The organism is Serratia sp. HNCC26DJ206, from assembly GCF_057180605.1.
Genome location: NZ_JBXUGP010000007.1, coordinates 36,365 through 54,666, shown reverse-complemented (window position 1 = coordinate 54,666; position 18,302 = coordinate 36,365). Strand labels below are relative to the sequence as shown.

Genomic DNA, 18,302 nt, shown 5'->3' with positions numbered 1-18,302 from the left:
TAATCATAAAAATAACAAATTAAAAGAGAGCAACGCTATGTCAATGTACGAAACTGGAAAAATTACCGGAAAAATAAACACCACTTTGGTGACTGGTATCGACACCAAATGGGATGATGCCAAAAATGGTATTGCCGCTGGCGCTATTCTGGTGGTGGTGGGGGTTGGAAAAGTAGATATGTACCAAATCAGCAAGGTCAACAGTGCTACGCAGTTGACCCTGAGCCGCACTATTACACAGGACTTTACCAACTCTCCTTACGGGATTATTGTAGCTGAAAGTAATAGCACGGCTTCATTTGCCAATCAATTAACGGCAATGTTGAGTTATTACCAAACGCAACTTAATGGTTGGCAACAGATCCTGACCGGTACTGGTGACATCAAACTCACGGCCCCTGATGGTACGGCAGTTACCGTTAAAAGCCAGGCCGCTTTTAATACCGCTGTCAGTAATGCCTTAGATAAAACTAAAAATGGCACTGATATTCCTGATAAAGTGGCATTCCGTAAAAATATTGGGTTAAAAACGGCGGCAGAAAGGGATGTTGGGACATCTGCGGGCCAACTAATGGAGGTCGGTGCCTTTGGTGGCCCAACCGGGAATAACCGTTTCTTTCAAGTGAACAGTGACGGTGGTGCACCCAAAACGGTAGATTGGAATAGTGTTACAGCACCAGGGCTATACCCCTCTTTGTTAAGAAGTAATGATTTCAGCCCTAACGGCCCGCAGGGAACAGGATATTACTTTTATTGCATCGTCTATAAATACTCAGATACCTCAGTGGAACAATGGGCACTTCCCTATGCTGGTGAGGGGAACGGACGGATGTTTTTCCGTAGTATGAATGCGGGAAAATGGGCTGAATGGTCTGAGGTGCATAACTCCGCCAATCCGATTGATACCAGCAAAAACCCTATATTTAGAGGGAGTCAAATTCTGTTGCAAAATAGTGGTAGGCGCCATATCCGCACTGAAACTACGGTGGGAGCAGCGGATGGTTATATCTATAAAGATCCTGATGGCTCTTGGGTAATACAGAATTATATCAATAACGTACTAAAAAACCATTGGAGCTTTACGAATACGGGAATGCTGCAATTGGGTGGCATGTTAATGAGTAATGATGCCAATGGTATTATTCGTGGTGCAGTTCAAGGTGGTGCTTACGTAGATTGGCAGAAGAGATCTGCTGGCCTATTAGTTGATTGCCCTAATGCTGACACCTCTGCTCATCAAATCTGGAAGGCCACTCAATGGGGGCGTGCGCATCTTGCCGGTATGGATGTCCATTTTCCAACCAATGGAAATATTCAAACGCTCCTGCATGTTGGTGATGCTAACTTCTTTTGGCATAGCAATGGTGTTTTCGCCTGTCAGTCTCTACAGCAAACCTCTGATATTCGACATAAAAAACAGGTCGAAAATATCACAAATCCAGAGGAGATCATTCAGTCCTGGAACGGCAAGACCTGGGTTTATAAAAGCAGTGAAACCGCCAGTGCCGGATTGATTGCCCAAGATGTACAGCAGAAATTCCCCGTTGCAGTGAATACCGCTTCAGATGGCACATTAACTCTGGATTACAGCGCCACGACTGGTGTTATTGTTGAGGTGGTGAAAAACCTACTCAACCGGCAGCAGGAGTTAGAACAACGTATTCAACAGCTCGAACAGAAATTTATTGCCGAAGGGTAATGAAAAATTTCCGTCAATCTTTTTCATAAATGATAAGAAAGCCCATTTAAGCCTTGGTTATTGCCAAGGCTTTTATTTCCCTTTTGCCACTTTGAATAGTGGGTTTTTAAGGCTGCATATGAAGACTATAAATACCCAGGAAGGCATTCGGGAGGATGCTTTCAGGCTGCTTAACTATATTAATACTTGGAAGAAATTAGCCATTCTGATGGTGATGGTTGTTTTCTTTGGTGTTTGTTACGTGGGGTGGGAACAACGAAGAGAGCTATCCTTTTGGCTTATGTCTACCTACGGTACGCCGCAAGTGGATAATGCTATTGTTGATACGGAAGCAATCCAGTTAATGAATGACATTGACGGGAAAAGCGTTGCTATATGGTCCCTGGACCTAAATCAAAATAAACGCTCAGCGATTTATTTTAGAGTTGCCGATAGGCGAATCAATCACCTTGAAGGTACTGCTGATTTGGCTCTTCGCCCCTACTCTGAATATTCTGCAAATATCATCAAAACAATCACGCAAAAAACACTTTGTGTACCTCTGATTGTTAATACTGTAATTGACGAAATGGAGAAAAAAGAGGGAGTGAGTTACGTCTGTTATGCAGCCATTCCACCTTCACACGGAACAATGATTGGCTTGTTGGTCGTGGGCTTCACTCAAAAACCGCATAACGAAGACTATGTCAAAGTGCGGATGATATCTGCAGCACAGAGGATCATTAAATAATGAATAAGAAACTTTCAGAGCACTTTAACAATAGTGAGTTTGCATGCCACTGCGGCTGTGGGGCATGCGAAGTATCACCAGAGCTGGTTATCGTATTGGAAGATCTACGTGTGCATTTCAATGCACCGGTTAACATCCTCAGTGGCCGTCGCTGCGTTGCCTACAACGTGAGCGTTGGTGGTGCTCAAGCAAGCCAGCACCTGTTTGGCATGGCTGCTGATATCCAAATAATGACGAAAAGTCCTGCTCAGGTAGCCGACTACCTTGAAGCGAAGTATCCAGGCCGTTATGGTATCGGGCGCTACGCAAACTTCACGCATATTGATGTGCGTGCTACAGCGGCGCGTTGGCAACAATAGAGAAAACACAATTACACACAACCTCGTTACCGCTGGGGTTGATTGGCCCCAGCTATTCCCTATTTTTTCTCTTTCTTCTCTATCTTTTGCCCCACAACCGGCTGCGCTTGCGCCAGCTCTTTAACCAATGGCAACAGGATCTGTACGCTGTCGTGGCTGCGTTGGTCGATCCGCCCCGGTAGATTACTCTCCAGATATTGCAGGTTGTCGTATTGCGGGCGATGCCAGGTTACTCCCTGCGGGAACTGTGGGCTGACAGACGTTTGCTGATAACCATCTTTATCCCCCAGAGACCAGTTGGTGGCTTCTACCGCTAAAATCGGGATTTTTGCGTCGTCAAAAACCGTGTGTTCGGAGCAGCAGCCAGTTCCTTTGGGGTACTCTTTATTGCCTGGATTAATCGCGGCGGCAATGCCGTAGCGCTGAGCGATTTCTAGCGCACGATCGCGGGTGATTTTGGCGACTTCCGGTTCGGTATTACGCCCTGAGTGGAAATAGAGCTGATCGCCCGTAATCAGGTTATCAAGGTTGATCACCAACAAAGTATTGTCGCGTTCTGCCTGCGTCATGCGCCTCAGGTAGTTTTTTGCCCCCAATGATTTAAGCTCTTCACCGCTGGTGGCCAGAAAACGCAGCTGGTAAGTCGTGGGGATATCTTTCATCTGCTGCGCCAGTTCCAGCATAACCCCAACCCCGGAAGCATTGTCATCTACACCTTGCAGAGTCGGCCCACCCAGGTTGTTGTCCACTTCAGTGTCATTATGCGGAGTATAGGTGTCGAAATGCGCCATGATGATGATCTGCTTGGCCTGGGTGCCATTTTTGGCGGCGATCACCGAAGTAACGATAATTTTGTTCCAATCTTCGCTGGTGTCGTTTTTGGCATAAAGATATTGGGCATGAAAGCTACGTGTGTTGCTCGAGTAACCCATACTGGCGAATTGCTGCTTCAGATAATCTGCGGCGAGTAATTCTGCCGGGCTGCCCGCCATACGTCCGGGGAAATGCGTAGCGATATATCGTATCTGCTTCGCAGCAAATTGGCCCAATGCTGCGTTTTTAGCTGGTTTAGCTTCTTTTGTTTCTTTTGTTTCTTTTGTTTCTTTGGTCGATTTGGCCTTGGGCGCAACCTTTTCTGCATGGCTGACGGTGGAAAGCAGCATCTGTTCAGCGGCAAACTCGCCCGGTGCGGGTTCTGTGGCCGCCGGAGCGTTTGTCTTGTTAATGATCAGACTATGTTCGGCGGCAAATTGGCCCAAGGTGGCTTCTTTGGCAGGTTTGGTGGTGGCCGAAACGCTTGCAACGTTGCCGAGAACGGCCATCAGTAAAGCGGCTCTCAGGCAAAAGCGGGAAAACATACCGAAAAATCCTTTTTGGGCAGCGGTGAGGCCGATTATTCTTTCGCGGCGATCAGTATGGGATGCTATTGAGGATTACACAATTTCTTCGTTTCTTAATTTGCGGCCTGACACGCAGACTTTCCCTCCGTTTATTACCCCTCAAGCCCAGTGCTGCGGCCTATATTCCATTATCGAACAAGCAATTCCTTTTCGTCATTTCAGAGGCCAAATCTCACCCCGTATAGTCACACTATCTTTCTGTTATATGAAAAGGCCGTTGTGGACTATCTACCAATATTTGCCGACCTCAAACAACGCCCGGTGCTGGTCGTTGGCGGCGGTGAAGTGGCTGCGCGTAAAGTCGATCTTCTCAGGCGCGCCGGGGCGGAAATACGGATAGTTGCGCAGGCTCTCTCACCGGAAATCGAACATCTTCATCAGCAAGGTCAGATCCACTGGTTGGCGCACGCTTTTGCTCCGCAGCAACTGGATGACGTGTTTCTGGTGATTGCCGCGACAGATGACAGCCGCCTGAACGCCGAGGTGTATGCCGAGGCGGATAAACGTCGAGTGTTGGCGAACGTGGTGGACGATCAGCCGCGCTGCTCCTTTATTTTCCCATCAATTATCGATCGCTCACCGCTGGTGGTGGCCGTCTCTTCCAGTGGCCAGGCTCCGGTGTTGGCGCGGATGCTGCGTGAGAAGCTGGAGGCACTGTTGCCTGCGAGCCTCGGGCAAATGGCGCAAGTGGCCGGGCGTTGGCGCGGCCAGGTGAAACAGCGGCTCTCATCTATTGGGGCAAGACGCCGTTTCTGGGAGAAAACCTTCAGCGGGCGTTTCGCCACGTTGGTGGCTAATGGCCAAGCGGCGCAGGCTGAGCGGCAGTTGGAACAGGATTTAACCGCCTTTGCGCAGGGTAATGAAGGCCAGCAGGGTGAGATCGCACTGGTCGGGGCAGGGCCGGGCGATGTGGGTTTGCTGACGCTGCGCGGGTTGCAGGTGATGCAACAGGCTGACGTGGTGCTGTATGACCACTTGGTCAGTGACGAAACGTTGGATTTGGTACGTCGTGATGCCGAGCGCATTTGCGTGGGCAAACGCGCCGGTGCGCACTCGGTGATTCAGGAAGAAACCAACCGCCTGCTGGTGGAACTGGCGCAGCAGGGCAAGCGCGTGGTGCGGCTGAAGGGCGGCGATCCGTTTATCTTTGGCCGCGGTGGCGAAGAGTTGCAGGTGGCCGCCGCCGCCGGCATTCCGTTCCAGGTGGTGCCGGGGGTGACCGCTGCCGCTGGAGCGACCGCGTATGCCGGTATTCCGCTGACGCATCGCGATCACGCACAGAGCGTAACCTTTATTACCGGCCATTGCCGCCCGGATGGCAACGGTTTGGACTGGGCCGATCTGGCGCGGGCGCGCCAGACCTTGGCAATCTACATGGGTACCATGAAGGCGGCGGATATCAGCCGCAATCTCATTGCTCATGGCCGTGAGGCCAGCACGCCAGTGGCGGTGATCAGCCGTGGTACGCGGCCCGATCAGCAGGTGCGGATCGGTACGCTGCAACAACTGGAACAATTGGCCCAACAGGCACCATTACCGGCGCTGCTGGTGATCGGTGAGGTGGTGGAACTGCACCATCAAATTGCCTGGTTTGGGCATCAACCGCAGGCGGAAGGGGGATCTCGTCCCTCCGTCGTGAATCTGGCTTAGGCCGAGTATTACGGCAAGGCGTTTAAGGATCTGCTATGGACGAAAAACGACTCACTCATTTGCGGCAATTGGAGGCGGAGAGTATCCATATCATCCGTGAAGTCGCCGCTGAATTTGGTAACCCGGTGATGATGTACTCCATCGGGAAAGACTCCTCCGTGATGCTGCACCTGGCGCGCAAGGCGTTTTATCCGGGGACCTTACCGTTCCCGCTGCTGCATGTGGATACCGGCTGGAAATTCCGCGAAATGTACGAATTCCGCGATCGTACCGCTAAAGAGTACGGTTTCGAACTGCTGGTGCACAAAAATCCAGAAGGCGTGGCGATGGGTATCAACCCGTTCGTCCATGGCAGCGCTAAACATACCGATATCATGAAAACCGAAGGCCTGAAGCAGGCATTGAACAAATACGGCTTTGATGCCGCCTTCGGCGGTGCGCGCCGCGATGAGGAGAAATCCCGCGCGAAAGAGCGTATCTATTCGTTCCGCGATCGCTTCCACCGCTGGGATCCTAAAAATCAGCGGCCAGAGCTGTGGCACAACTACAATGGCCAAATCAACAAAGGGGAAAGCATCCGCGTATTCCCGCTGTCGAACTGGACCGAACTGGATATCTGGCAATATATCTTCCTGGAAAAGATCGACATTGTGCCGCTGTATCTGGCGAAACCGCGCCCGGTGGTCGAGCGTGATGGCATGTTGCTGATGGTGGATGACGATCGTATCGATCTGCAACCGGGTGAGGTGATCAGCCAGCGTATGGTGCGTTTCCGTACCCTCGGCTGCTGGCCGCTGACCGGCGCGGTGGACTCTGCGGCACAAACGCTGCCGGAGATCATTGAAGAGATGCTGATTTCCACCACCAGTGAACGTCAGGGCCGCATGATCGATCGCGATCAGTCTGGTTCGATGGAGCTGAAAAAGCGCCAAGGGTATTTCTAAGGAGCCGCCGGATGAACAACGTTATTGCACAACAAATTGCTGAACAGGGCGGGGTGGAGTCTTATCTGCACGCGCAGCAGCACAAGAGTCTGCTTCGCTTCCTGACCTGCGGCAGCGTCGACGATGGCAAGAGCACACTGATCGGCCGCTTGCTACACGATACCCGTCAGATTTACGAAGATCAGCTCTCTACGCTGCATACGGACAGCAAACGCATTGGAACGCAGGGCGAAAAGCTCGATCTGGCGTTGCTGGTCGATGGTTTACAGGCCGAGCGCGAACAGGGCATCACCATTGACGTGGCTTACCGCTATTTTTCTACGGAAAAACGTAAGTTCATCATCGCCGACACGCCGGGGCATGAGCAGTACACCCGCAATATGGCGACTGGGGCGTCGACTTGCGATCTGGCGATCCTGCTGCTTGATGCGCGTAAAGGTATGCTGGATCAGACCCGCCGCCACAGCTTTATCGCCACTCTGCTGGGCATTCGTCACCTGGTGGTGGCGGTGAACAAGATGGATCTGGTGGATTACAGCGAAGCGGTGTTTGAGCAATATAAGCAGGACTACCTGACGTTTGCCGAGCAACTGCCAAGCGATCTGAACATCAAGTTTGTGCCGCTGTCGGCGTTGGACGGTGACAACGTGGCAACCCAGAGTAAACAGATGCCGTGGTACAGTGGCCCGACGCTGCTGGAAGTGCTGGAAACCGTGGATGTGATCAGCCAAAGAGAAAGCCAGCCGCTGCGCTTCCCGGTGCAATACGTCAACCGGCCGAATCTCGATTTCCGTGGCTACGCGGGTACCTTGTCTGCCGGTATCGTGCGCGTCGGCCAGCGCGTTAAAGTGCTGCCCTCTGGCGTGGAATCTAGCGTTGCGCGCATCGTAACCTTTGATGGCGACTTGCAGGAAGCCGTTCCGGGCGAGGCAATTACGCTGGTACTGAAAGACGAAGTGGATATCAGCCGTGGCGATCTGCTGGTAGATGCCGGTGAAACGCTACAGGCGGCGCAGAGCGCGCTGGTGGATGTGGTGTGGATGGCCGAGCAATCGCTGTTGCCGGGCCAAAGTTATGACATCAAAGTAGCAGGCAAGAAAACCCGTGCCAGAGTAGAAAGTATTCGCCATCAGGTGGAGATCAACTCGCTGGCGCAACATCATGCCGATATTTTACCGCTGAACGGCATTGGGCTGGTGGAGCTGACCTTTGACGAACCGCTGGTGCTGGACAGCTATCAACAGAATCATGACACCGGCGGCCTGATCTTTATCGATCGCCTGACTAACGTTACGGTCGGTGCCGGGCTGATCCGCGAAGCGCTGCACCACAGCCACCAAGCGGCAACCGGGGATTACAGCGCCTTTGAACTGGAACTGAATGCGCTGGTGCGCAAGCACTTCCCACATTGGGAAGCGCGCGATCTGCTTGGGGGGAAATCGCGTGGTTGAGATCCGGCCAACCGGGCCAGACGATGAAAACGTAGTGTGGCATCCGCATGCGGTAACGCGGGCGGAACGCGAAACGCGAAACGGCCATAAAGGCGTGGTGCTGTGGTTTACCGGCCTTTCCGGCTCGGGGAAATCCACCGTTGCCGGTACGCTGGAGCAGGCGCTGCATCAGTTGGGGGTCAGTACCTATCTGCTGGATGGTGATAACGTGCGCCATGGCCTGTGCCGCGATCTGGGTTTTAGCGATGAGGATCGGCGTGAGAACATCCGCCGCGTTGGTGAAGTCGCGAAACTGATGGTGGATGCCGGGCTGGTGGTGCTGACCGCCTTCATCTCACCGCACCGCGCCGAACGGCAGATGGTGCGGGAAATGCTCGACAGCGGGCGTTTTGTGGAGGTATTTGTCGACACGCCATTGGCCATTTGCGAAGCGCGCGATCCGAAAGGGCTGTACAAAAAAGCGCGTGCCGGTGAACTGCGTAACTTCACCGGGATCGACTCAGTTTATGAAGCTCCCGCCCAACCCGATGTTCACTTGAATGGTGAACAATTGGTAACAAATTTGACTGCGCAATTGTTAGACGTTCTGCGTGGTCAGGCTATTATCAAACCCTGAATTCGAGAAAAGCGTGTGGCTGTTTTGCCATGCGCTTTTTAATCTAAGCCCGCCGCAAAGCGTGCCAATAGACTATGAATGACCAGGGATCGTTATGCAAAATGCCCCGCCAGTCCTGATTGATGTGCAACAGCAGCAAGAGGAGCCCTCGTACTCTTTCCTGGGGGCTGTCAGCGGCTTTGCCTTCTACTGGTTGGCGTTTGCAGTTCCCTTTCTGGTTTACGGTTCCAACACGCTATTCTTCCTGCTCTATACCTGGCCGTTCTTCCTGGCGTTGATGCCGGTGTCGGTATTGGTTGGGATCGCTGTCAGCATGCTATTACGTGGCAAACCATTTCTTACCTTATTGACGACCGGCGTGGCCGTCATTTGCCTGTTCTGGCTGGTATTCAGTTTTCTGAGCGGCTGGTAATAAGCAGGGCGCAGATCTGCGCCCGAGAGATGTTAAAGCCATGCGTAAGGTTACAAAACTTTGCTTAGAAATGCCTGGGTGCGCGGATTGGTAGGGTGACTGAAAATCTGCTGCGGCGTGCCTTCTTCCTGAATAATGCCCTGATCGATAAACAACACCCGATCGGCCACCTCACGCGCAAAGCCCATTTCATGGGTCACCACCACCATCGTCATGCCCTCATGCGCCAGTGACTTCATCACCGCCAGAACTTCGCCGACCAACTCTGGATCCAATGCCGATGTCGGCTCATCGAACAGCATGATTTTAGGCTCCATCGCCAGCGCCCGGGCGATCGCCACCCGTTGCTGCTGGCCACCGGACAGGCTGCTGGGGTAGGCGTCGATCTTATCGATCAGCCCAACCTTATTCAGCAACACTTCTGCCCGCGTGATGGCCTCGCTGCGCGACAACTTTTTCACCCCCATCGGTGCCATGATGATGTTTTCCAGCACCGTCATATGTGGGAACAGGTTAAAACGTTGGAATACCATGCCCACGCTTTCACGCATCTGGTTCAGATCGGTTTTCTGGCTATGAATGGCAAAGCCGTTAACGTCAATCTCACCGCCGGAGAGGGTTTCCAGCGCATTGATACAGCGCAGAAAGGTGCTTTTGCCGGAACCGGAAGGGCCGATAATGCACACCACTTCATTAGGCGCGATCTCGCAGGAGATGCCGCGCAGCACGTGGCTTTCGCCAAATTGTTTTTGCAGGTTATGTACGCGAATCACTTTTACCGAACCTTTTTTCCATGTGTTGCACCATCAGCGAAAGCAGGAAGGTGATGACCCAATAGACCAGCGAGATGGCCAGGTAGGGCTCCCAGTAGGTGGCGTACGCGCCGGACACGGTACGGGCGGCATAGGCCAGATCGGCCAGACCAATAGCGGAAGCCAGTGACGAATCCTTGACGATGGCAATCGCGTTGTTACCCAGCGGCGGCAACATACGGCGAAACGCCTGCGGCAGGATCACTTTGCGCATGGTTTTGCCGTAGCTCATCCCCAACGAGCGTGAGGCTTCCATCTGGCCGCGATCGATTGACTGAATACCGGCACGGAAAATTTCTGACACGTAAGCACCGGCGTTCAGGGTGATCGCCACCACACACGACAGGAATGCGCCGTAATCAGAACGCAGCGCGCGAGCGAAATCGCTGCTCATCAGGCCGCTGGTGACCAGCAAGCCATCACGCGGGTTGATGAACAGCGGCACCAGCGCAAAGTGCACGACCATGATTTGCACAAACAGCGGCGTGCCCCGGAAAGCGCTGATGTAAATACGCACCGGCCATTGAATGCCGTAGTGCAGAATCGGCTTCCAGATGCCGTGCGGTGCCTGCGCCAGGCGGCCCAACCCGAGGATCAATCCCCAGGTGGTGCCCAGCAGCACGCAGATGATGGTGCATTTGATGGTCATCAGGGCGCCTTCCATAAATAATGGCGCGTATTCCTGAATGATCTCCCAACGGAAATTCAAGGGCTGTTCCTTCTGATTGACTCAGTTTATTGCGCTGGCAGCGTTGGTACGTTGCTGTCGAACCAGGTCTGGTAGATTTTTGCGTAAGTACCGTCGGCGATGATTTTCTTCAGCCCAGCGTTGATTTTGTTACGCAGTTCATCGTTACCTTTGGCGACCGCAATACCGAAGTACTGGCGCTCAAACTTGGCGTCAGAAACCAGTTTGAACTCTTTCTCCGGGTGGGTTTTGATGTAGAACTTGGCCACGCCAACGTCACCCACGGCGGCGCCAATCCCGTCTTCATACAGCTCTTGCAGCATCAGCGGCGTATTGTCGAAGCGTTTAATCGCCGTGCTGTTTTTGCCCAAGGTGTCGGAAACCACAATGTCACCGGTGCTGGAGTTGACGACGCCGACCTTCAGCGCTTTCAGTGCGGCAATGGAATCCACCGTGGAATCCTTCGGCACCACGATCGCCTGTTCTGCCGGGAAATAAGGCGCTGAGAAATCAACCATTTGCTTGCGCTTGTCGGTAATGGTGATACCAGAAATAATAATGTCGCGATCGCCAGAATTCAGGGTGGCGAAAATCCCTTCCCACGGCGTATTGACCAGTTTCACCTGGAAACCTTCCGCTTTGGCGACGGCCTTGATCACATCAATATCAAAGCCTTCCAGCTCTTTCTTGCTGTTTTCGAATTCGAATGGGCGATAAGTCCCACCGGAACCGACCACGTAAGTCGGTTCTGCCGCGAAGGAAGTAAAAGTGGCTGCCAGACAGGCACCAATCAGTACTAAATGTTTTAACATCGTCGATCCCCAGAAATTAAAGGTTATATATTGGATTTATTTATGCACTTTACGTGCATAAAAATAAGCTTATATGAATAAAAACACAACCATTACCTCATGATGAAAATACCAATAGTGTTAAATATGAATAATTATTTTAATCGTGGTGTAAGTGTCGGAGGATTTTTGCGGTAGCCAGTGCTTATTACTGCATAACCTGCTTGGGATGGCTGAGAAGCCAGCCGCCGTTTTTCTACGGTATAACGTGGCTTTTTTTGCCGCTTTCGGGCGAAAATAAAGCGCTAGGCTCAGGAAGCTCTTATCCTTACTCTGAATCTGCTGGCTAAATGCCGCTCCCGGTGTGGAGTCAAACGGAAAGTTGTGGGATGATTGGTCGGTTTTTCAGGGGGCGGAGATGGGAAAACTTACGCTGCTATTGCTTGCATTGCTCGGCTGGCTACAGTACTCGCTGTGGTTGGGGAAAAATGGTGTTCACGATTATGTGCGGGTTAATGAAGACGTAGCGGCTCAACAGAGCAATAATGCCAAATTAAAGGCGCGTAACGATCAGTTGTTTGCCGAGATCGACGATTTGAACGGCGGTCAGGAAGCGATTGAGGAGCGTGCGCGTAATGAACTGGGGATGATTAAACCCGGTGAGACTTTCTATCGTCTGGTGCCTGACCAATCTAGACGCAGCGCGGCGTCTTCCACGCAAAATAACCTACAAAAATAACGCATGAATCATTCCGCAAGTGCTTTGCCGCAGGTGGTCGCTGTCCTGCCCGCTGCCGGTATCGGCAGCCGCATGCAGGCCGATTGTCCGAAACAGTATTTAACTATCGGCCATCAAACTATCCTTGAGCACGCGATCCATGCCCTGTTGCGGCATCCGCGTATTCCACAGGTGATCGTGGCCATCAGCCCCGATGATCATCAATTCCACCGGCTTCCGATCGCTCAGGATCCTCGCGTGCGCGTTACCGTTGGGGGCCAGCAGCGTGCCGACTCGGTGATGGCCGGGTTGCGACTGGCGGGCGATGCCGAATGGGTGTTGGTGCATGATGCCGCGCGTCCTTGTCTGCATGCAGACGATCTGGAGCGCCTGTTGGCGATTACGGCACACAGTTTGGTCGGTGGCATTCTTGCCGCGCCGGTGCGTGATACCATGAAGCGCGCCGAAACGGGCCAAAGTGCTATTTCGCACACCGTTGAACGCCAGGATCTGTGGCATGCGCTGACGCCGCAGCTATTCCCGTTGGAATTGCTTAAACTCTGCCTGCAACGCGCGCTGGAGGAAGGCGCAACGGTGACCGACGAAGCTTCTGCGCTGGAGCATTGCGGTTATCATCCGCTGCTGGTGGCGGGGCGTTCGGACAATATTAAAGTGACGCGGCCGGAGGATTTAGCGCTGGCGGCGTTCTATTTGACTCAGTTGAACAATTAAGGAGCGCATTATGCGTATCGGTCACGGTTTTGATGTCCATAAATTTGGCGGCGAAGGGCCGCTGGTGATCGGTGGTGTTCGCATTCCTTATGAAAAAGGTCTGCTGGCGCACTCAGACGGTGATGTCGCGCTGCATGCCGCCACCGACGCTCTGTTAGGCGCAGCGGCGTTAGGCGATATCGGTAAACTGTTCCCAGATACCGATCCGGCATTCAAAGGGGCCGATAGCCGCGAGTTGCTGCGTGAAGCGTGGAAACGCATTCGTGCCAAAGGTTATCGCCTGGGGAACCTGGATGTGACCATTATCGCTCAGGCACCGAAGATGGCACCACATATTCCTCAGATGCGCGTTTTCCTGGCGGAAGATCTGCAATGCCATATGGATGACGTTAACGTTAAAGCCACCACCACCGAGCAACTAGGCTTCACCGGGCGCGGTGAGGGCATTGCTTGTGAAGCCGTCGCCTTGTTGATCAAGGAGTAGACGCATGGATATGGCAAATCTGACCTGGCTGTACGGCCAGCCTCAGGCCCGTGGGGTGCTGAAAGCTAACCCGGAAGATTTCATCGTCGTGGAAGATCTGGGTTTTACGCCGGATGGTGAAGGTGAGCACCTGTTGGTGAACATCCGCAAAACTGGTTGTAATACCCAGTTTGTCGCCGATTATCTGGCGAAGTTTGCCGGTATTCATGCCCGTTCGGTCAGCTATGCCGGTTTGAAAGACCGCCAGGCGGTGACCGAGCAGTGGTTCTGCCTGCATCTGCCGGGCAAAGAATCTCCCGATCTCACCCAGTTTGCGCTTGAAGGCTGTGAAGTGCTGCAGGCCGCGCGCCATCTGCGCAAGCTGCGCATTGGCACCTTGAAAGGCAATGATTTCACCCTGGTATTACGCGATATCAGCGATCGTCAGGAAGTGGAGCAGCGTTTGCAGGCTATCGCGGCAGGTGGGGTACCCAATTACTTTGGCAGCCAGCGCTTTGGCCGCGGCGGTAATAACCTGGTGATGGCGCGCCGCTGGGCGAAGGACGAGATTCGAGTCAAAGAGCGCAGCAAGCGTAGTTTTTATCTCTCCGCCAGCCGTAGCGCGCTGTTCAACCTGATTACCAGTCAGCGTCTGGCTAACCAGCAGCAACGTACCGTGCTGGAAGGCGATGCGTTGCAGCTCGCCGGGCGTGGCAGTTGGTTTGTCGCCAAGCCAGAAGAGCTGGACAGCCTGCAACAGCGCCTAGATGCCGGTGAATTGCTGATTACCGCACCCTTGCCGGGGGATGGTGAACCGGGCACTGCCGGGGAATCATTGAAATTTGAACAGCAATGCTTGGCGGAACAGCCGGAATTGCTTACGCTTTTAAAGCGCGAGCGTGTTGAACCTGCTCGACGAGCCCTGCTGTTACAACCGCAGAAATTGCTGTGGAATTGGCGGGATGATGTCACCGTTGAATTGCGCTTTTGGTTGCCAGCAGGCAGTTTTGCTACCAGCGTTGTTCGCGAAATCATGCGGCAGGATAACAGTGATGCGGATATTACTGAGTAATGATGACGGTGTTTCGGCACCGGGTATTCAGGCACTGGCTAAGCGGCTGCGTGAATTTGCTGAGGTGCAGGTGGTGGCACCCGATCGCAACCGCAGTGGGTCTTCCAATGCGCTGACGTTGGAGTCACCATTGCGCACGCTGAGCATGCCGAATGGTGATATTGCGGTGCAACACGGGACGCCAACGGATTGTGTCTATCTTGGCGTCAATGCGTTGATGCGCCCGGCGCCCGATGTGGTGGTGTCTGGCATCAACGCCGGGCCGAATCTGGGAGATGACGTTATCTATTCCGGTACGGTTGCCGCCGCAATGGAAGGCCGCCATTTGGGTCTACCAGCGCTCGCGGTGTCGCTGAATGGTCACCAGCATTATGATACGGCAGCGGTAATCACCTGCTCGCTGCTGCGCGCCTTGCAGCGTGAACCGCTGCGCACCGGTAAAATCCTCAATATCAACGTGCCCGATTTGCCGCTTTCGCAGATCAAAGGGATACGTGTGACTCGCTGTGGCAGTCGACATCCCGCTGACAAGGTATTTTGCCAGCAGGATCCGCGTGGGCAGAATCTGTATTGGATTGGCCCTCCGGGAGATAAGTTCGATGCTGGCCCAGATACTGACTTTGCTGCGGTGGAGCAGGGGTACGTGGCAGTGACGCCTTTGCAGGTGGATTTGACCGCTTACGGGGCGCAGGATGTGCTAACAACATGGTTAACCAAAGTAGAGGTTAGCGAGGAATGGTAAACAGACGCATACAGACATTGTTGACGCAACTGCGCCAGCAAGGGATCAGGGACGAACGATTGCTTAAGGCGATCGAAGATGTGCCGCGTGAGCGTTTTGTTGACGAGGCGCTTGAACACAAGGCCTATGAAAATACCGCATTGCCTATCGGTTCGGGCCAGACGATTTCTCAGCCTTATATGGTTGCGCGTATGACGGAGTTGTTAAGGCTGACGCAAACCTCCAGAGTGCTGGAGATTGGCACGGGTTCCGGTTACCAGACGGCGATTCTGGCCCATTTGGTGCAGCATGTTTGCTCTGTTGAGCGGATCAAAGGGTTGCAGTGGCAGGCAAAGCGCCGCCTGAAGCAGCTCGATCTTCACAACGTTTCGACGCGCCATGGTGATGGTTGGCAGGGCTGGGCATCACGTGGGCCGTTTGATGCCATCATTGTGACCGCTGCGCCACCGGAAATTCCGCAGGCGCTGATGCAGCAACTGGACGACGGAGGCATATTGGTGCTGCCGGTGGGTGAGCAGGCGCAAACGCTGAAGCGTATTCAGCGCTGTGGCGATGAGTTTTCTATCGATGCCGTTGAAGCAGTGAGATTCGTGCCACTGGTGAAAGGCGAACTGGCCTAGCCTGAATTTGCCGCGTAGGAAGAAATCTGTTGCACTTTCATAACGCCCGGTTAAGGTTTTAGCGTTTCAACAATATTAATTTTCAATACAATTGTTTTTCTATGTGGTTGTCTTATGGTGTGGCTGCGCCAATGTGGTGAGCATTGGCGGCGCTGCTTTTTTGATTCCCTGGCGGGAGATCACCTGGTGTTCAGGGATCGGCCAAGGGAACCTTTCGTTGTGGAAACTGAGAGAACGCTCAAGCTCGGCTACGATGTAAAGGGTATTTTTTGGATATATCACTGATATTGCTGTTATGGGGGAAGCATGAGCACGGGAAGCCCAATGATTACTTTACGCCGAGTTGCGGTGTGTACGATGTTAAGTTTGTGGTTGGCAGGTTGTTCAAATAATAATTCCACCTCGGCACCTATCAGCAGCGTAGGCGGCGATGGTGCTGCTACATCGGGTAACTCGGGTGGCGCTACGGCTTCGCAGGGGCGCATTGTTTACAACCGTAGTTACAACGCTATACCTAAAGGGAGCTATAGCGGCAGCACTTATACCGTTAAACGTGGTGACACGCTGTTTTATATCGCCTGGATCACCGGGAATGATTTCCGAGACCTTGCCCAGCGTAACAATATTCCTCAGCCGTACAGTCTGGAAGTAGGCCAAACCATTCAACTTGGTAATGGTTCTGCCAACGGTAATGGCGGTATGCTGGCTGCAACTAATGCGACCGGCGGTGGTGTGCCGAAACCACCGTCTAGTGCTCAGATACAAACTGCAACGGTTGATTCTCAATCAACTAACGCGTATTCTGGTAACTCGGGTAAACAGAATGTAGGTAAGATGTTGCCTACATCGGGGGCAGTCGTGGCAGGTTCCGCCAGCGCTCCCGTTACCGCGCCAAGCACCCTCAGTAATAGCGCTCCGGTTAGTAGCTGGAGATGGCCAACTGACGGTAAAATCATCGATAACTTCTCTTCATCGGAAGGTGGAAATAAAGGTATCGATATTGCTGGCACCCGTGGGCAGCCTATTTTTGCTACCGCCGATGGCCGCGTAGTATATGCAGGCAACGCTTTACGGGGTTACGGTAATCTAATCATCATCAAACATAATGATGATTACCTGAGTGCCTACGCCCATAACGACACAATGCTGGTCCGGGAACAACAAGAGGTCAAGGCGGGGCAAAAAATAGCAACGATGGGAAGCACCGGAACCAGTTCAGTACGTTTGCATTTTGAAATTCGTTACAAGGGGAAATCCGTAAACCCGCTGCGTTATCTTCCGCAGCGATAGATTGGGCAGAATGCGTTGTATTCTGCTCGCGGTATCACGGGTAGGAGCCGCTTATGAGCCAAAATACGCTGAAAGTTAACGAGTTACATGATGATGCAGATTTCGATGAGAATGCCACGGAGGTTGAGTCATTCGACGAGAAAGCGCTGGTAGAGGAAGAATCCAGTGAGAATGACTTGGCAGAAGACGAGCTCTTGTCTCAAGGTGTTACCCAACGCGTATTGGATGCAACGCAGCTCTATCTGGGCGAAATCGGTTATTCACCTCTGCTGACCGCAGAGGAAGAAGTTTATTTTGCGCGGCGTGCATTGCGCGGAGACGTGCCGTCTCGCCGCCGCATGATAGAGAGCAACCTGCGGCTGGTGGTGAAAATTGCCCGCCGTTACAGTAATCGTGGTCTGGCGCTGCTGGATCTGATCGAGGAAGGTAACCTCGGTCTGATTCGTGCGGTTGAAAAGTTCGATCCAGAACGCGGTTTCCGTTTCTCTACCTATGCGACTTGGTGGATCCGTCAGACGATCGAACGGGCGATTATGAATCAAACCCGTACTATCCGTTTGCCGATCCATATCGTTAAAGAATTGAATGTTTATTTGCGTACCGCGCGTGAGCTTTCTCACAAACTGGATCACGAACCAAGCGCTGAAGAGATTGCGGAGCAACTCGACAAGCCGGTTGATGATGTCAGCCGGATGCTGCGTCTGAACGAACGTATCACTTCTGTTGATACGCCGTTGGGGGGTGATTCCGAGAAAGCACTGCTGGATATTCTGGCTGATGAGAAAGACAACGGGCCGGAAGACACCACGCAAGACGATGACATGAAACAAAGCATCGTCAAATGGCTGTTCGAATTGAACGCCAAACAGCGTGAAGTGTTGGCTCGCCGTTTCGGTCTGCTGGGCTATGAAGCAGCAACGCTGGAAGACGTGGGCCGCGAGATTGGCCTGACACGTGAACGTGTTCGTCAGATTCAGGTTGAAGGCTTACGCCGTCTGCGTGAAATTCTGCAAATGCAAGGTCTGAGCATCGAAGCACTGTTCCGTGAATAAACGTGTTTGACTTCATTAAAAATAAAAACGGTGAGCATGATGCTCACCGTTTTTTTATGCC

Annotated in this window: 20 protein-coding genes; 16 read left to right on the top strand and 4 right to left on the bottom strand. The window is 52.9% G+C overall.

Features of this window, described 5'->3' with window-relative positions; genetic code table 11:
* The first annotated feature begins 37 nt into the window (after positions 1 to 37).
* Genes AC2A1E_RS06350 through AC2A1E_RS06340 form a run of 3 tightly spaced genes read left to right on the top strand, consistent with a single transcriptional unit; the run spans position 38 to position 2,788 of the window.
* Positions 38 to 1,699 carry a pyocin knob domain-containing S74 family peptidase gene (locus AC2A1E_RS06350; RefSeq protein WP_484383055.1) on the top strand — a complete coding sequence of 554 codons (1,662 nt, stop codon included), beginning with the start codon at positions 38 to 40 and terminating at the stop codon, positions 1,697 to 1,699.
* Positions 1,686 to 2,429, top strand: coding sequence for a hypothetical protein (locus tag AC2A1E_RS06345; protein WP_484383054.1), 744 nt, complete (start codon positions 1,686 to 1,688; stop codon positions 2,427 to 2,429). Before AC2A1E_RS06350 ends, AC2A1E_RS06345 begins: the two co-directional genes overlap by 14 nt.
* Positions 2,429 to 2,788: a D-Ala-D-Ala carboxypeptidase family metallohydrolase gene (locus tag AC2A1E_RS06340; protein ID WP_484383053.1), complete on the top strand. Its 360-nt coding sequence runs from the start codon at positions 2,429 to 2,431 to the stop codon at positions 2,786 to 2,788. Before AC2A1E_RS06345 ends, AC2A1E_RS06340 begins: the two co-directional genes overlap by 1 nt.
* A gap of 59 nt (positions 2,789 to 2,847) precedes the next feature.
* Here AC2A1E_RS06340 and AC2A1E_RS06335 read toward each other — a convergent pair whose 3' ends face one another.
* Positions 2,848 to 4,146: an aminopeptidase gene (locus AC2A1E_RS06335; protein ID WP_484383052.1), complete on the bottom strand. Its 1,299-nt coding sequence runs from the start codon at positions 4,144 to 4,146 to the stop codon at positions 2,848 to 2,850.
* Between the two features lie 261 nt (positions 4,147 to 4,407).
* Here AC2A1E_RS06335 and cysG point away from each other — a divergent pair, with 261 nt between their 5' ends.
* The 5 genes from cysG to AC2A1E_RS06310 all read left to right on the top strand — a co-directional run bounded on the left by cysG (position 4,408) and on the right by AC2A1E_RS06310 (position 9,261).
* Positions 4,408 to 5,838: a siroheme synthase CysG gene (gene cysG, locus AC2A1E_RS06330; protein ID WP_484383051.1), complete on the top strand. Its 1,431-nt coding sequence runs from the start codon at positions 4,408 to 4,410 to the stop codon at positions 5,836 to 5,838.
* A 35-nt stretch (positions 5,839 to 5,873) separates the two neighbouring features.
* Positions 5,874 to 6,782 (top strand): sulfate adenylyltransferase subunit CysD, encoded by a 909-nt coding sequence (cysD, locus tag AC2A1E_RS06325; RefSeq protein WP_484383050.1) that lies wholly within the window; start codon positions 5,874 to 5,876, stop codon positions 6,780 to 6,782.
* An 11-nt stretch (positions 6,783 to 6,793) separates the two neighbouring features.
* The gene (gene cysN / locus AC2A1E_RS06320; RefSeq protein WP_484383049.1) at positions 6,794 to 8,233 is read left to right on the top strand and encodes a sulfate adenylyltransferase subunit CysN; all 1,440 of its coding nucleotides are present in this window, start codon (positions 6,794 to 6,796) and stop codon (positions 8,231 to 8,233) included.
* The gene (gene cysC / locus AC2A1E_RS06315) at positions 8,163 to 8,849 is read left to right on the top strand and encodes an adenylyl-sulfate kinase (RefSeq protein WP_484383048.1); all 687 of its coding nucleotides are present in this window, start codon (positions 8,163 to 8,165) and stop codon (positions 8,847 to 8,849) included. Before cysN ends, cysC begins: the two co-directional genes overlap by 71 nt.
* A 94-nt stretch (positions 8,850 to 8,943) precedes the next feature.
* The gene (locus AC2A1E_RS06310; RefSeq protein ID WP_484383047.1) at positions 8,944 to 9,261 is read left to right on the top strand and encodes a DUF3561 family protein; all 318 of its coding nucleotides are present in this window, start codon (positions 8,944 to 8,946) and stop codon (positions 9,259 to 9,261) included.
* A 50-nt stretch (positions 9,262 to 9,311) separates the two neighbouring features.
* Here AC2A1E_RS06310 and AC2A1E_RS06305 read toward each other — a convergent pair whose 3' ends face one another.
* From AC2A1E_RS06305 to AC2A1E_RS06295, 3 genes are all read right to left on the bottom strand, one after another.
* A complete protein-coding gene (locus tag AC2A1E_RS06305) occupies positions 9,312 to 10,034 on the bottom strand; it encodes an amino acid ABC transporter ATP-binding protein (RefSeq protein ID WP_473188521.1) in 723 nt (240 codons plus the stop codon).
* Entirely contained in the window at positions 10,018 to 10,737 is a 720-nt protein-coding gene (locus tag AC2A1E_RS06300) for an amino acid ABC transporter permease (protein ID WP_459402718.1), read from the bottom strand. The genes AC2A1E_RS06305 and AC2A1E_RS06300 overlap by 17 nt, the downstream gene beginning before the upstream one ends.
* A 71-nt stretch (positions 10,738 to 10,808) precedes the next feature.
* Positions 10,809 to 11,573, bottom strand: coding sequence for a basic amino acid ABC transporter substrate-binding protein (locus AC2A1E_RS06295; protein ID WP_473188520.1), 765 nt, complete (start codon positions 11,571 to 11,573; stop codon positions 10,809 to 10,811).
* A 397-nt stretch (positions 11,574 to 11,970) separates the two neighbouring features.
* Between AC2A1E_RS06295 and ftsB the strand changes: the two genes are divergently transcribed.
* From ftsB to rpoS, 8 genes are all read left to right on the top strand, one after another.
* Positions 11,971 to 12,291, top strand: coding sequence for a cell division protein FtsB (gene ftsB / locus AC2A1E_RS06290; protein WP_459401379.1), 321 nt, complete (start codon positions 11,971 to 11,973; stop codon positions 12,289 to 12,291).
* 3 nt (positions 12,292 to 12,294) lie between these two features.
* Complete coding sequence (gene ispD / locus AC2A1E_RS06285; RefSeq protein WP_484383046.1) at positions 12,295 to 13,002, top strand: 2-C-methyl-D-erythritol 4-phosphate cytidylyltransferase; 708 nt, start codon at positions 12,295 to 12,297, stop codon at positions 13,000 to 13,002.
* A gap of 10 nt (positions 13,003 to 13,012) precedes the next feature.
* Positions 13,013 to 13,486 (top strand): 2-C-methyl-D-erythritol 2,4-cyclodiphosphate synthase, encoded by a 474-nt coding sequence (gene ispF / locus AC2A1E_RS06280; protein ID WP_459401381.1) that lies wholly within the window; start codon positions 13,013 to 13,015, stop codon positions 13,484 to 13,486.
* A gap of 4 nt (positions 13,487 to 13,490) precedes the next feature.
* On the top strand, positions 13,491 to 14,537 hold the full coding sequence (gene truD / locus AC2A1E_RS06275; protein WP_484383045.1) for a tRNA pseudouridine(13) synthase TruD: 1,047 nt from the start codon (positions 13,491 to 13,493) through the stop codon (positions 14,535 to 14,537).
* Positions 14,518 to 15,279: a 5'/3'-nucleotidase SurE gene (surE, locus tag AC2A1E_RS06270; RefSeq protein ID WP_484383044.1), complete on the top strand. Its 762-nt coding sequence runs from the start codon at positions 14,518 to 14,520 to the stop codon at positions 15,277 to 15,279. Before truD ends, surE begins: the two co-directional genes overlap by 20 nt.
* On the top strand, positions 15,273 to 15,899 hold the full coding sequence (locus AC2A1E_RS06265) for a protein-L-isoaspartate(D-aspartate) O-methyltransferase (protein ID WP_459401384.1): 627 nt from the start codon (positions 15,273 to 15,275) through the stop codon (positions 15,897 to 15,899). Before surE ends, AC2A1E_RS06265 begins: the two co-directional genes overlap by 7 nt.
* A 324-nt stretch (positions 15,900 to 16,223) precedes the next feature.
* Positions 16,224 to 17,189: a murein hydrolase activator NlpD gene (nlpD, locus tag AC2A1E_RS06260; protein WP_484383043.1), complete on the top strand. Its 966-nt coding sequence runs from the start codon at positions 16,224 to 16,226 to the stop codon at positions 17,187 to 17,189.
* Between the two features lie 53 nt (positions 17,190 to 17,242).
* Complete coding sequence (rpoS, locus tag AC2A1E_RS06255) at positions 17,243 to 18,241, top strand: RNA polymerase sigma factor RpoS (protein WP_459401386.1); 999 nt, start codon at positions 17,243 to 17,245, stop codon at positions 18,239 to 18,241.
* The last annotated feature ends 61 nt before the right edge of the window (positions 18,242 to 18,302 follow it).

Bases quoted from the DNA above. Each gene is read 5' to 3' on its own strand.
- cysC (WP_484383048.1), top strand. From the start codon at position 8,163: ATGCGCTGGTGCGCAAGCACTTCCCACATTGGGAAGCGCGCGATCTGC.
- truD (WP_484383045.1), top strand. From the start codon at position 13,491: ATGGATATGGCAAATCTGACCTGGCTGTACGGCCAGCCTCAGGCCCGT.
- cysD (WP_484383050.1), top strand. From the start codon at position 5,874: ATGGACGAAAAACGACTCACTCATTTGCGGCAATTGGAGGCGGAGAGT.
- ftsB (WP_459401379.1), top strand. From the start codon at position 11,971: ATGGGAAAACTTACGCTGCTATTGCTTGCATTGCTCGGCTGGCTACAG.
- rpoS (WP_459401386.1), top strand. From the start codon at position 17,243: ATGAGCCAAAATACGCTGAAAGTTAACGAGTTACATGATGATGCAGAT.
- AC2A1E_RS06265 (WP_459401384.1), top strand. From the start codon at position 15,273: ATGGTAAACAGACGCATACAGACATTGTTGACGCAACTGCGCCAGCAA.
- AC2A1E_RS06310 (WP_484383047.1), top strand. From the start codon at position 8,944: ATGCAAAATGCCCCGCCAGTCCTGATTGATGTGCAACAGCAGCAAGAG.
- ispD (WP_484383046.1), top strand. From the start codon at position 12,295: ATGAATCATTCCGCAAGTGCTTTGCCGCAGGTGGTCGCTGTCCTGCCC.
- nlpD (WP_484383043.1), top strand. From the start codon at position 16,224: ATGATTACTTTACGCCGAGTTGCGGTGTGTACGATGTTAAGTTTGTGG.
- AC2A1E_RS06340 (WP_484383053.1), top strand. From the start codon at position 2,429: ATGAATAAGAAACTTTCAGAGCACTTTAACAATAGTGAGTTTGCATGC.
- surE (WP_484383044.1), top strand. From the start codon at position 14,518: ATGCGGATATTACTGAGTAATGATGACGGTGTTTCGGCACCGGGTATT.
- AC2A1E_RS06350 (WP_484383055.1), top strand. From the start codon at position 38: ATGTCAATGTACGAAACTGGAAAAATTACCGGAAAAATAAACACCACT.
- AC2A1E_RS06300 (WP_459402718.1), bottom strand. From the start codon at position 10,737: ATGGAAGGCGCCCTGATGACCATCAAATGCACCATCATCTGCGTGCTG.
- ispF (WP_459401381.1), top strand. From the start codon at position 13,013: ATGCGTATCGGTCACGGTTTTGATGTCCATAAATTTGGCGGCGAAGGG.
- AC2A1E_RS06335 (WP_484383052.1), bottom strand. From the start codon at position 4,146: ATGTTTTCCCGCTTTTGCCTGAGAGCCGCTTTACTGATGGCCGTTCTC.
- cysN (WP_484383049.1), top strand. From the start codon at position 6,794: ATGAACAACGTTATTGCACAACAAATTGCTGAACAGGGCGGGGTGGAG.
- AC2A1E_RS06295 (WP_473188520.1), bottom strand. From the start codon at position 11,573: ATGTTAAAACATTTAGTACTGATTGGTGCCTGTCTGGCAGCCACTTTT.